The organism is Metabacillus sp. GQ13, from assembly GCF_059758525.1.
Genome location: NZ_JCAXET010000038.1, coordinates 1 through 12,278, shown reverse-complemented (window position 1 = coordinate 12,278; position 12,278 = coordinate 1). Strand labels below are relative to the sequence as shown.

At 34.2% G+C, this 12,278-nt stretch carries 15 protein-coding genes; 5 read left to right on the top strand and 10 right to left on the bottom strand.

The genetic code is table 11. The features are described 5' to 3' along the window. Window positions 1-36: 36 nt before the first annotated feature. The gene (locus AC6CHR_RS24900) at window positions 37-501 is read right to left on the bottom strand and encodes a hypothetical protein (protein WP_498251874.1); all 465 of its coding nucleotides are present in this window, start codon (window positions 499-501) and stop codon (window positions 37-39) included. Between the two features lie 262 nt (window positions 502-763). On the opposite strand from AC6CHR_RS24900, the gene AC6CHR_RS24895 reads away from it, so the two are divergent. The 3 genes from AC6CHR_RS24895 (at window position 764) to AC6CHR_RS24885 (ending at window position 2,747) form a co-directional block, all read left to right on the top strand. Further along, window positions 764-1,012 (top strand): YetF domain-containing protein, encoded by a 249-nt coding sequence (locus AC6CHR_RS24895; protein ID WP_498251876.1) that lies wholly within the window; start codon window positions 764-766, stop codon window positions 1,010-1,012. A gap of 228 nt (window positions 1,013-1,240) precedes the next feature. Further along, on the top strand, window positions 1,241-2,272 hold the full coding sequence (locus AC6CHR_RS24890) for a DUF3231 family protein (RefSeq protein ID WP_498251873.1): 1,032 nt from the start codon (window positions 1,241-1,243) through the stop codon (window positions 2,270-2,272). Window positions 2,273-2,282: 10 nt separating this feature from the next. Next, entirely contained in the window at window positions 2,283-2,747 is a 465-nt protein-coding gene (locus AC6CHR_RS24885) for a hypothetical protein (protein WP_498251872.1), read from the top strand. A 347-nt stretch (window positions 2,748-3,094) separates the two neighbouring features. On the opposite strand, the gene ltrA is transcribed toward AC6CHR_RS24885, so the two are convergent. The 3 genes from ltrA to AC6CHR_RS24870 form a co-directional block, all read right to left on the bottom strand. Continuing rightward, window positions 3,095-4,912 (bottom strand): group II intron reverse transcriptase/maturase, encoded by a 1,818-nt coding sequence (gene ltrA / locus AC6CHR_RS24880; RefSeq protein ID WP_498251871.1) that lies wholly within the window; start codon window positions 4,910-4,912, stop codon window positions 3,095-3,097. Window positions 4,913-5,269: 357 nt separating this feature from the next. Further along, complete coding sequence (locus AC6CHR_RS24875) at window positions 5,270-5,419, bottom strand: hypothetical protein (protein ID WP_498251870.1); 150 nt, start codon at window positions 5,417-5,419, stop codon at window positions 5,270-5,272. 433 nt (window positions 5,420-5,852) lie between these two features. Further along, window positions 5,853-6,350, bottom strand: a complete 498-nt coding sequence (locus AC6CHR_RS24870) for a hypothetical protein (protein WP_498251869.1) — start codon at window positions 6,348-6,350, stop codon at window positions 5,853-5,855. A gap of 533 nt (window positions 6,351-6,883) precedes the next feature. Between AC6CHR_RS24870 and AC6CHR_RS24865 the strand changes: the two genes are divergently transcribed. Continuing rightward, window positions 6,884-7,309, top strand: coding sequence for a hypothetical protein (locus AC6CHR_RS24865; protein WP_498251868.1), 426 nt, complete (start codon window positions 6,884-6,886; stop codon window positions 7,307-7,309). Between the two features lie 430 nt (window positions 7,310-7,739). Here the strand turns inward: AC6CHR_RS24865 and AC6CHR_RS24860 are convergent, their stop codons facing one another. The 3 genes from AC6CHR_RS24860 to AC6CHR_RS24850 all read right to left on the bottom strand — a co-directional run bounded on the left by AC6CHR_RS24860 (window position 7,740) and on the right by AC6CHR_RS24850 (window position 9,403). After that, window positions 7,740-7,883, bottom strand: a complete 144-nt coding sequence (locus tag AC6CHR_RS24860) for a hypothetical protein (RefSeq protein WP_498251867.1) — start codon at window positions 7,881-7,883, stop codon at window positions 7,740-7,742. Window positions 7,884-7,888: 5 nt separating this feature from the next. Continuing rightward, window positions 7,889-8,422: an EcsC family protein gene (locus AC6CHR_RS24855; protein WP_498251865.1), complete on the bottom strand. Its 534-nt coding sequence runs from the start codon at window positions 8,420-8,422 to the stop codon at window positions 7,889-7,891. 312 nt (window positions 8,423-8,734) lie between these two features. Continuing rightward, window positions 8,735-9,403, bottom strand: coding sequence for a DNA alkylation repair protein (locus AC6CHR_RS24850; RefSeq protein WP_498251864.1), 669 nt, complete (start codon window positions 9,401-9,403; stop codon window positions 8,735-8,737). Between the two features lie 412 nt (window positions 9,404-9,815). Between AC6CHR_RS24850 and AC6CHR_RS24845 the strand changes: the two genes are divergently transcribed. Further along, window positions 9,816-9,959, top strand: a complete 144-nt coding sequence (locus tag AC6CHR_RS24845; RefSeq protein WP_498251863.1) for a toprim domain-containing protein — start codon at window positions 9,816-9,818, stop codon at window positions 9,957-9,959. 143 nt (window positions 9,960-10,102) lie between these two features. Here the strand turns inward: AC6CHR_RS24845 and AC6CHR_RS24840 are convergent, their stop codons facing one another. The 3 genes from AC6CHR_RS24840 to AC6CHR_RS24830 form a co-directional block, all read right to left on the bottom strand. Next, entirely contained in the window at window positions 10,103-10,288 is a 186-nt protein-coding gene (locus tag AC6CHR_RS24840) for a hypothetical protein (RefSeq protein WP_498251862.1), read from the bottom strand. Between the two features lie 646 nt (window positions 10,289-10,934). Beyond that, entirely contained in the window at window positions 10,935-11,165 is a 231-nt protein-coding gene (locus tag AC6CHR_RS24835; protein WP_498251861.1) for a hypothetical protein, read from the bottom strand. Between the two features lie 184 nt (window positions 11,166-11,349). Beyond that, window positions 11,350-11,868 carry a YfiT family bacillithiol transferase gene (locus AC6CHR_RS24830; RefSeq protein WP_498251860.1) on the bottom strand — a complete coding sequence of 173 codons (519 nt, stop codon included), beginning with the start codon at window positions 11,866-11,868 and terminating at the stop codon, window positions 11,350-11,352. Window positions 11,869-12,278 lie beyond the last annotated feature (410 nt).

Sequence of the window (12,278 nt, the reverse complement as noted above, 5' to 3'; positions counted from 1 at the left end):
AATCGAAGATCCTTTTTTGCTTCTTGTTTATTTTCTTCATTTACCTTTACGAATGAAAATATCCTTCTGCCACATATTATGAAACCCATAAATTAAAATACCAATTGCTGAAGTGGCAATGACGTCTAGCATAGGGCTAATATTTACAAACTGAATTATATTTCTTCTTCCCAAAAAATAATTTTCGAATCCAAAGGTATAGAATAAATTTAATAAAAAATCAAAAACTACAAAAACCCAAAACCTTCCGTAAGTAAACTTGAATAGCCACATAGTCGATACTGGTATTAAACCATAAAGATAAGAAATATTTTGCAAGGGATAAGCTGTTTCATTATATATCCACCATTTAAATGTAACACCAGCCTCAAGGATAATTGCACTTGTAAAAACAGCAAACAAACCGACAGGCATATAACGCTTAATATCCTCCTTTTTCATAAAAAACAGCGTAAACCATGGAAGGATAAATACACACCATAAAATAACTTGATTGTTCATAATAACCCCCTTACTTTTCTTTCCATAGTATGTGCTATTTATTTAGAATTAATGTTCCAAGTAGGAAGATCCTTTTATTTGCTTATTTCGCTAAAGTACCTAATTGGTGAAGAAGTAAATTCCCCTTTTGGCTACAAGATAATGACTTTTTTTAACTTTATATCCAGCAATTCAGATCAAAGTGTTCTTAATGGAGTAATAGCTTTAGTTGGTTGGTGCATTGCCTTAGGATTCTTTGATATAAAATCAAAAAGGTACTGTTATAGAAGTTGAACCACTAATCCTTATTAATAAAGGACAAATCATGGAGAAGGAACTTAGCAAAGTCCGATTAGATGTTGATGCATTGAATTCTTTACTAAGAGAGAAAGTATTTTTTATGTTTCTGATTTTGATTATGCAATTTTTGAAACGAACGGGAATTTTATCTGTCATAAAAAGGGAAGATCATCAATCAATAACAACAAAATCGGATATGAAAAGCCAAAAAGCTAAATCCAACATGGTATAAATTAATAGATTTTAGCTTAATTTCTTTTGTATAGGTTGTTCTCATTTTTCGCATGAAAAAATCCCCTTATAGAAGACAGTACAATCCTTTCTTTTTCACTGTCCACTATAAGGGGATAATTACAAAGGGGTACCTAACCTTTTTTTGATGGATTGTTTAGTGGTTCATTAATATTCCTTTCCTATTTTGGGGATATTATTCCTTGATGGATTGAATAGGAGGGTATTAATGGAAAATAATTACGATCAATCTAATATTAGTCATAATGTTCAGCTTACTTCAGCAGAATTAGCAAATCTTTGGACTCAATACATGAATGACAGTTTATCGATTTGTATTCTTCATCATTCAATTGATAAGGCACAAGATACAGACATTAAGGACATACTTGAATTTGCTCTTAACATTGCAGAATCCCATATTGACAAAATAACAGAATTCCTGAATAAAGAGAACTACCCTGTTCCAAAAGGATTTACAAAAGAAGCAGACGTTAACCTAAATGCACCTCCTTTATTTACAGATACTTTTATGTTGATTTATATGCATGTTATGACATTACTCGGATTGACAGGATATGCTGGTGCCGTAGCAACTTCAAGCCGTGATGATCAAATAACTTACTTTGTTAAATGTAATAATGAAACAATGGAGTTATATGGACAAATTGTAAAGTTGATGCTTAATAAAGGAATTTACAGTAAACCTCCAAGAATTAGTACTCCTAATGAAATAAGTTTTGTAAATAACCAACGTTATTTAACTGGTTGGTTTGGAAAAAAACGGCCTTTAAACGCTGTGGAAATAAGTGGAATCAATTTTAACATGATAAAAGTTTTAGCTAAAGTGGTATTAGAAATAGGATTTGGACAAGTTTGTCAAACGAAGGAAATTCAAAAGTATTTCCAAAGAGGAAAAGATATTTGTGAAAAACAATTTGGGCTACTTAGTTCTACATTAACTAAAGAAGAATTGTCATCCCCTGTTTCATGGGTATCCGAAGTTACAAATTCAACAGTATCTCCCTTTTCAGAAAAACTAATGTTAAATCATATTGTAATATTGGTTTCTGCAGCAGCTGGATACTATGGAGCAGGTTTATCTGTTTCTCAAAGAAGGGACCTAGCTTTGGAATACACTCGCCTTATGGCTGAGATAGGCTTATATGCAGAGGATGGAGCACAACTGTTGATAAAATACGGATGGCTGGAGCAACCACCATTAGCTGATGATAGAGAAAATTTAGCAAATAAGTATTGATAAAAATCCTATGCATAAAGATAAGGTTATCGAAAGTATACTATGGAGCATCGCGTTACCAGGCTTTGCTCAAATTCTAAATAGACAGTTCCTAAAAGGATTTATTTATATAGGACTTGAGTTTTTAATTAACGTTCAGTCGAATTTTAATCATGCAATACTCTTTAGTTTTCATTGGGATATAAAACAAGCAATTGAAATAACGAATTATCAATGGTTAATGTTTTATCCTTGTTTATACTTCTTTGTAATGTGGGATGCATTTAAAGATTCAGGAGGAGGTAAGGAACCATACTCTTTTCTTCCCTTTGTAGTATCTGCTTATTTCGTAACAATTGGATTAATCTATTCATCGACTTTCAAACCATTAGGCATATTATTGGGACCTGTTTGGCTTCCTATGTTAGGAGTTATCCCAGGGTTAGCCGTTGGTTTTATATTTAAGATATTAATAAGGAAAACAAAAAAAATATAAGAGAAAAGACTGCCAATAAAACAGTCGCTTTTTACAACTAGATTTGTATATGATATACAAATCTAGTTAACATAAAGCTAGTTATCAGTACTGAAAAAGGATCTTCAATTTGAACTGAACCCCAATTGTTAGACACAACTAACAATTGGAGGTGCAGTTCAGCTGGAAGATCCTTTTAGCTGCTTGTTATAGTGATAGGTAAGCTTTTGACGTTATCGCCAGCTTTTGACGTTATCGCCAGCTTTTCCCCCACTTCACACCGTACAGGCGAGTTTCCCAGCATACGGCGTTCCAACTAATCCAACTCATTCAATATTTTTATGTATATGCAAAGATGAAATGTAGAATCAGATTGCTTCGTTCAGACATTGCTTGCGCAATTTATTAACTTCTGTAAGTTGCTTTTCATTTAACTTGAGTGAGTTTAAAAGCACTTGTATTTTCTCTTGATCTCTCAAATGTATTAGAAGATGAACAGATTTGTGCAATATCGTTAAGTTTCCGTATGAATCATCTTTTGTGAGATAGTACGGTGTTTTATGATGACAATGCCAATCTTTCAGTCCTAATTCAATTCCTGTAACAGCACATTTCCCGTATTGTGCAATAAATCGGCTAATCCGGTTATCGTTATATTCGATGGAACGGCTCGGTATGAATTGTTTCATCACATGAGTGAGCATTTGTTTGTTAATTGCTCGCAAGTTTTGATGAATTTTATTTCTACCTTCGGTAGTATAGTTACAGATAGTTTGAGAGAAGTTAAGATTCACCTTACAGCGTTGGGCATGAATTGGGACAAGTACTATTTCTTTTATTTTGTAGAGCTTACATTCATATCCCTTATACCGTTTCTGCAAAGATTTTGTGAAGTCTTGAAACGTAGCTTCTTTTCTCATTTCTTTTAAACGATTGTATAATGTTTTATTAAGACGATTGTTCAGCTCATTTAAGTCTATCGTTATGCGTGACGCAGCCGAGTAATAATTCTGTATACCCATTATGACCATATTGAATCGACAAACATTTTCGATTGTTTGGTGTTTCTGGACTGCCTTTATAGCTTGTTTTATCTTTGTCTGCGCATTTCCAAGTGCCTTTTTGGTCATATGTGAACGGGCTACATAGAGTGTTCTTTTATTCGTCTTCTTTTGATGTGCTTTAATGCGAAAACCTAAAAACTCTGAAGAGTTTTTCTTTAGGTTAACTACTTTCGACTTTTCCTCACTAATTTCAAGCTTAAGCCTTGCTTGAAGGAAATCCTTTACTGCACAATACATTTTAATTGCTTGTGAACGAGTACGACAAAGGATTTTGAAATCATCTGCATATCTCACGATATAGCAATGTTTTAAATTCGATTGTTTTAATGCATTATATCTGCCAATCTGTGATTTATATAGCTTTCGAGTTTCAAAACTTTCCCATTGATTACTAACCCACCAATCTAGTTCATTTAATACAATGTTAGATAAAAGAGGTGATAAAATACCCCCCTGGGGTGTACCTTTGTTTGGGAAGCCTTCTCCAATAATTTCAGCCTTTAAAAGACGTGAAATAATGGAGAGAAGTGCCTGGTCACGAATGCCAAGCGACCACATTTGTTTTATTAATTTGGCATGGTCAACATTGTCGAAAAATCCTTTTATGTCAACATCTACGCAATGATATAAGCACGCTCGATTGATAAGCGTTTCAAATCTAGCTTTGGCATGATGTGTATTGCGATTTGATCTAAAACCATAGCTATGTTTATAAAACCTCGCTTCACAAATCGGCTCAAGCACTTGTAAAATACACTGTTGGAACAGCCTATCCCAAATAGTCGGAATCCCTAGAGGACGTGTTTTTCCACTTACCTTCGGAATAAAGACCCGCCTGACGGCTTGGGGTGTATAGTGTTCAAACATTTGTTGGACCGTCGATATGACCTCCGATACAGATAATCGCTTTATATCTTCAATCGTTAATCCATCATATCCAGCCGTTTTACTGCCGGTGTTTCGTTTAATATTCCGATAAGCTAACCGAATATTTTCATCGGATTGCATTAAATCGAGTAATCCATAAAAATTTTGACCATTAGCACTTTGAGAGTATAAAGAATCAAAATGATATTGCATATCATAATACTCATTGTGCCTCAGTTTCTTTCGTTTTAACAAGTCGGTGGCTCCTTCAGGAGCTAAACCTCTATTAGTCTTACAAGAACCTTATTAATCGTTTAAGTACTGTCTTGCATGGTTGAATGAATCTTTTATTAGTCTAGTGGCTATCCCTCCACGTTCATTACACGCTTCGACGGTACTGTGCCACCACTTTCACTGATATGAAGAAAAGTTATACAGTCGCTAATCTCACGGCTATTTTCCTTTCCAACGCTTCATTGAGAGTAAGCTCTCCACGTTATCAGCTTACAACGTTGAATTACATCTATTATAGAACAAACTTAGGTGCTTCCTATGAGCCTGTTAGCATTGCATGTGCCTGTAACACAAGATGGATTTTTATATAATTGATTCTTACTCATCCACAGCTAACCCTACATTTAGTAGTAAATACATTTCTATATAATGCGCGTCTAGACCCGTACGTTCAGAAGTTCGCCAGCAATATACTTTGTTATTATATTTCATTGCATTCTCACCATATTTGTTCAACCCAAGCACCATAATTTACACCACCCCATCGGGTAGGCTTTCGTCAGCCGGACTGTTACGGTAAATTCTCACGCCTATTAGCCGAGCTTATAACACGCTTTTCCTTACTAAACAGCGTGCTATTCGACGCAGGGGGAGCCTTTCAGAGCGTTACCTCCTCATTCGACTCCTCGACATAACCCTTCAGTTTTAGGAACCCAAAACTGCCTGACCTTTACCGAAATTGTGTGACCACATTTCATTTGAGTCAGAAACATTTCGCACTAATTAAAGCGCCCTTTAATTGAATAAATACACATCTTTATATTTGCTAGTATTGTGGAATAAACCTTAGCTTTTATAAGTGAAACGCGAAAAATATACGCTAAGCAAAAAAGTACCGTTGTACAACGGTACTACTCCTTTATTCTTATAATGACAAATTGCTGCTTTTTTATGAAGATATCTATTCCTCTACTAATTTATTTTTTCGTTTTCTATACATTATGAACGAACCGATACCGTTTACCAAAATCAGCCCAAAAATAGTGTTGCCTAGAGGTGCCCATCCATTCTCGCCTGTGAATAATAATGACAGGATAACCTTTCCAATGAGTGTAACATTCAATATGATCAAACCAAATTTAAGTGAATGCTTCCAAAAAGCCATCAAGATTAAAGCTACAAAAACCATCATTAAAGCAATCGTAAAAATAGCTGAAACAGGGTTACTTAAAAGCATTTGCTCGTATTTCAAAACTGCCTGCATTTGCGGATTAATCGTCTCCGGTGCTGGAAACCAGACCATACTGCTCATCATTAACACAAAGGTTACGATGACACCTTTCCAGCTGCGTTTATATGCAAAATAGACTAATACGATTAAAAAAACGGGGCGAATATACCAGCTTAACGGATTTAGATGGCGCTGAAAAGCCCAATCGAGTATTTCTTGAAATTCCATTGATTTCACTCCTCTCGCTAATTCGGCAATGCTGTAAAGTAGGGTAAACATATTATGTTTATACATTGTATTAGCTTTTATCTGAGGTATTCTAGGAATGATAATAATAAGCCTTTCTCCTCCATAAAATTGCCTCGTTACTTTAATCACTTAGAGGTTAGATTTACTTTCTAATAATTTCTTCCTTTACTCCACAATTTGGCCCTTTAGTTGAACAAGGTCTCAAATTATCACATGAATATCCTATACAAATCTAGTTTACATAAAGCCAACTATAGGAAGTTAGCAAAAGAGCCAAACCCATATGTATCAAGGGTTTGGCTCTTGTTCGTTTTTTATCGTTTATACATGATTTTATACATCGTTGATTGATCAACGTTTCTAGCTTCTTAAGAAGCCTGGTGGTTGCATAAAAAAGGAGGGTTTTATTCATTCTCTTATTGGACTAAAGCACCCTTTACTTTATGTATTTCTTCACAATTAATCCTCTTTTATAAAGAAAGATTAATTTCTATGCAATGTTGTCTAAATTAATGGAAAAATACAAAGGACTGGAGGTGAAGAAGGTGAAGAAGTTTCTTATTTTAATTATTTCTTTTACTATGTTTGTTGTTTTATCAATTCCAACGTTAGCTCAAGAGTTTGAATATCTTGCTAACCAAGATATATCCTTTAATAATGCAAATAAGTTTTATAAACAAATGGAAAAAAACGATTACAAAGAGTATAAAGATGCTACTTATAGTGTTAGACGAAAAATATCTTATAAAGAAATACCTGATGCACTCATGACTTTTGAAAAGAAAACAGGGAGACATTCTGGTCAACCTAAACAAGAACTTTCTCCTGCTATACATCCCGAACGTCAAGTATATTTTCTCGCTTCTTTTGTTCAGACCAAATATAAAGAGTATTGGAAACATACTATTGTTGATGCGGAAACCAAAAGACCACTTTAAGGTGGGGACTCTTATCACAGTTATAAATAAGTCTTCTATATAAAGCCACCAATATATATTGGTGGCTTTATTAATTAATTATCCTGCCACTTTAGTTTAAGTGAAATTATTCACAATTTAATGGATCTTCATAAAAAAATAATACCAGCAAATAACGATTTAGGTGAGAAAAGAATTAATCGATAGGTATCTAATCTATGCGTAGTTGGTTAATTAATTACTGCGCAGTATGAGTCAAATACGAAAAACGATCACTTTTAAGTGACCGCCTTCCTTCATAAATTATAATATATACTGCACACCAAAAGATCAGGATATAATTGAGAGGGCTTATTTAGCTAAAGCTCTCCGTTATTTCTTGATTAAAATGGCACAGACAATCTTCTATTATCTAACGCTTGAACTCTCCAATTATAAAGCTTGAAAAACATTACTTCATTTCAATTATTGTTGGCTCATTATCACTAAACTTCGATTTATCACCAATGAATAGATTCTTTGCTATTTTCCCAATAGTATTTGTAGAGAATGCATCAAATGTGCCACCAATAATACCACCTGCAAGAGGTACCATTTTTCCTAAGTTAATAACTCCTTTTTCTCCAAACTTGTTAATAAGCGAAAACCGACTGTTTGATTTATCTTTTTAATTACTTCAAAGGGAACTTTTTTTATACCGCTTACTGCAACTTTTCTTCCAAACTGAATACCAGTATTTTTTAAGATGTCTTTAGCACCATTCCCCGCCAAACAAGCATAGACAAATGACTTTACCTCGTCAGACTTTAAATGATAACCACCCATATGTGCAATAGCCGCAACCATTCTCATTTGAATCAATAGCACACTTGCTAAGTTAGCTGGAACTGTAACCGGCAAAGTTATTATTCCACCCAATCCTGTTAAAAAGCCACTTGTTGCACTCCTAGTATTTTGCCAACGTATTAGACTATCAACCTGCTCTTCAAGTGATCCACCTTTTTGCAGGTAGTTTTCCGCCAATTCATTTGCTGTATCAAAACCCGGAATACCCCCGTTAATTGCTTTTTCATAAGACCAATCGAGAGCCCTCATTATATTATCGTGTGTCAGAGATTTTTTCTCCTTAGTCATTCAACTGCACCGCTTTCATTAGTTATCACCTTAAACGATCATTTTAAAAGCGATCGCAGTTAAAAAATATATTTCATGTACAGTATCGTTATACAGTGCAGCTGGAAAGTTGTTATTCTTAAAGATAAGCGCCCTACAGACCAAAAGAGGTAGTGGGTTAATCCTTTACATCTTCCATGCATATTTCACTAACTAGCTGCCAAAACGCGGTGTTTTCTTTATTTTTCGGTCCAAGCCTATTAAAATTTTCATATTGAGGCTTTGAATTCCTTTATTTTTTGCATTAAACCCTAATAAATTTTTCAGAGGTAACTAATTATTATGTCGTTTGTTAACTTCAATTGTAATGAACTCCGGCAAATAGCTGGGAGTACATCCTTTTGCTACTATTTCTTCTTTGTAAAGACCCGTTTTCTCACCAAGTTTAATACAACGTGCACGATTATTTTCATCATAAACGCCTATCCAGCCTGCGGTGAAATTCATAGCCCATTGAACTTCCGGTTCTTCCTGCGTAATATTAGCTTCTAATGCAGATAGCAAGTATGCGGTGTTATCAGGCGGTGTTTGTCCAGTCCATCTCAATCGCCCTTGATAATACCAGAAAGCTCGCCTTTGAAGAGCAGAAGGACTATTTTCCCATGACTCCATCAATGCAATTTTCTTCTTGTCTTTGGTGAGCTGATTAGCCATTAACCAATCCATTAAGTTATTTCGCTCATCAAAAATGTGAGTCTGCATATCCTTAACAAGCTTATTTAGCACATCTTGTGAAAGAAGTTTTTTGTCCATAATTAAGATTGCTAATAGTCTGGGCAAAAACTCTTCGGTTGACCAAAGTTCCATAGCTAGTTCGTGATCTTTTTTAATGTCCTTCGCGATTTTTCGTAAGTCGCCTAGCTTAGATTTACTATTGATTTGAGGTAGAATGTTTTCTGCTTTTGAAAAGCGTTTTATTTCTGTACCTTTATTTTCATTCATTTTATACAACTCCTTTATTAAAGCACTGTTTCATAATATGTCCTTGACGGGATATATCAAGAACTTAATTTCGTTATAAGTCTCATTGAAGTGGTGTGCCTCCAAAGTTAATATAGTAGTATATATCGTATTAAAGCTATCTCCACCTATAATAGAAGAGCAACCATCTTTAATATAATAATAACATTTACTTCCTTTTAATTGGATACGAAAGAGCATTCCTTTTTAAAGAAACGCACCCGTTAGTTTAAGTGTAACATTTCACAAGGGATCGACGAAATCCACTTGATTTTTTTTGGACGTAAAAAAGGGACCATCAAATGATGGTCTCGTTTAGCTAAAACACCTCGTTTGTTTAAGTGCAATCCTTCACAAATTTTGTCTTAAGTCTAAGGTAACAAGCCTTTCTAATGTGTTTCTATGCGTTGACAACGATTCAGCCGGGAAAATATTTATAGAAACTGTACAAGCAAAAATAAACGCCAAAACAGCCCTCCCGCCTAAAGGAAAGGACTGGAATGAATATCTACAAATAAAAAAAGCAATAGACCAATAAAATTGGTCTATTGCTTTTTTAAATTCACCACTTAGTCTATTTCGCCAGTGCCATCACATCTATCACATTGCCCACCATCTTCAAACCGTAACCACTACCATTACAACTTGGACAATTTTTTTCAATTTTAACTTCCATAATCCTTACCCCTTTCTTAATTTATCTTCTTTTTCATATTGTTTTTCTTCCCATTTATTATAATCCTTGTTAAATTGGTCAAGATTGCCGTCTTTTTCGAAATATTCTTGGAGATCTGGCATTGAATCGTAATCCCAATTACCTTCTTTATCGTCTGGATGATTGGTGTAATCATTTGGATCGTCTAACATAATGATTTCTTCCCCCTTCGTTTTTGCTGAAATTGGTATAACATATATATTTTAACTGGATATAATTGCATGTTCAAGTTCCTCTAATATAAGAAAATTATACTATTATCATTCCCGAAATTTCCACTAGTTTTTTTCCTTTACTATGTCTATAGCAATTTCTCTTCTTATTTCTTGCTTTTAAAACTAATATCCAACACAACAAATCACCTCAATACAATACAAAAAAACTACCTAATTACTCGGTAGTTTTTGATGGAAATGAACTCATGAAATGCACAAGTGCTAAATTCTCCAATAGAATATGTCATTTATCCGCCTCCATGAAATCTTATATGTCTATATCTTCTTTATTATTTTATTTGTGACACAAAGTAAGAGTAATACTTAGAGTTTACTCTAAGTCAAGGATTTTTAATCCTCCTGCCCGTTTTGAGGTCCTTTCCCAGAGGTATAAACCAACATGACAGTTGTTTTAACTTCGTTATTTGCATATAAAAAAAGAAAACTCGCCAAATATGAAGCGAGTTTTCTTTTCTATATTTTCCGATTCCTTCTTCAACTAAACTGCCCTTTAGCTCAAAAGAAAAGCTGTCTCAACGACAGCTCCTGTCTTAAACTCTTGCACCCGTTAGAACAAGAAGAATTATTCAAAATTAGATTCCTTTTTCCATTTCATATAGGTATAAATCAATTGCACAATCAAAGTAACAAAAATTAGCACACTTAGAATAATGGTTCTCTGAATAGATAAATCTGCTATGTACATCATTATTATGGCCATTACACCGATAGGTATCATCCATAGGGTTCTAACAAACTTTCTTTTATAATTTAACTTCCAATAATTCAAACCAGTATCACGACCATTTTTCAATGGAGCCACCCCACTTGTTATCTTTAAGATAATTTATCGCACTACTTACTAATAACAAAACAGTTCTTAAACAATCCTGCCCCTTTAGTTGAATAACGCTAAAGAAAAAAGGTTGCCGTAGCAACCCATATTATTCTTCAACTCTTGCACTCGTTACTTTAAGTGTAATCGTTCACAAAATCCTTTACCAACTCTTACGATTACACAAGGAAGTAATATGTGCAAGATGGTGTCTACCATGCCAAGCATAGATTCCTATATTTTTACCTACTGAAATCTCACCTGAATCTGGATGAATAAATGTCTTTTCCATATCAGCAGGAGTTAGACTACGTAAAAGGTTGGTCCAGCGTTTGTGTAATGTTTCGAGAAGTAAAAGTGAAGTATCAATTGGCAATTTATAATCAGATAGTCCCGCCCATTTCGTTTCGTCATATGGCTTAATTACAGGATTTTCTTCCGTAAGAGCCAATTTAAAACGAACGTAGGCATTCATATGACTATCTGCAAGGTGATGTATTACTTGTCGAACAGTCCAACCTCCAGAACGATAAGCTGTATCAAGCTGTTCATTATCTAAGTCCTCTACAGCATCTCGTAATAATCTTGGTAAATCTTCAATCTCATTTATCCAAACACTTGTAACACTACTAGAAATTTTATCATCAAATTGAAAAGTGCCAATTGGGTATTTCATATCCATCTACTATTTCCCCTATAAATTCCTTGGTTTTTGTGGCTAACTAAATGAATCGTTTAAAAAATATGTAATTCTACATCAATTTCTCTAATTCCTTTACACCTTAAATGTTCTTCAACTATCCTGACCTATAGTTGAAGAACGATAAAGAAAAAAGGCTGCCGTAGCAACCCATATTATTCTTCCACTCTTGCACCCTATAGTTTAAGTGTACTATTTCACAATTAAACTTTAAGATAGGTAATAAGTGATCTTAACTTAGGGATATATCCTTTGGTTTGTATCTCCTCAATAATGTTTCAAGATGTTCTTTTACATCATTCCAATTTTCATCAATAATACTATAAACAACATAATCTAACCCATTATACTTTTTTCTTAGAACCCCTTCTTTTTTTGCTCCCAATCGTTCA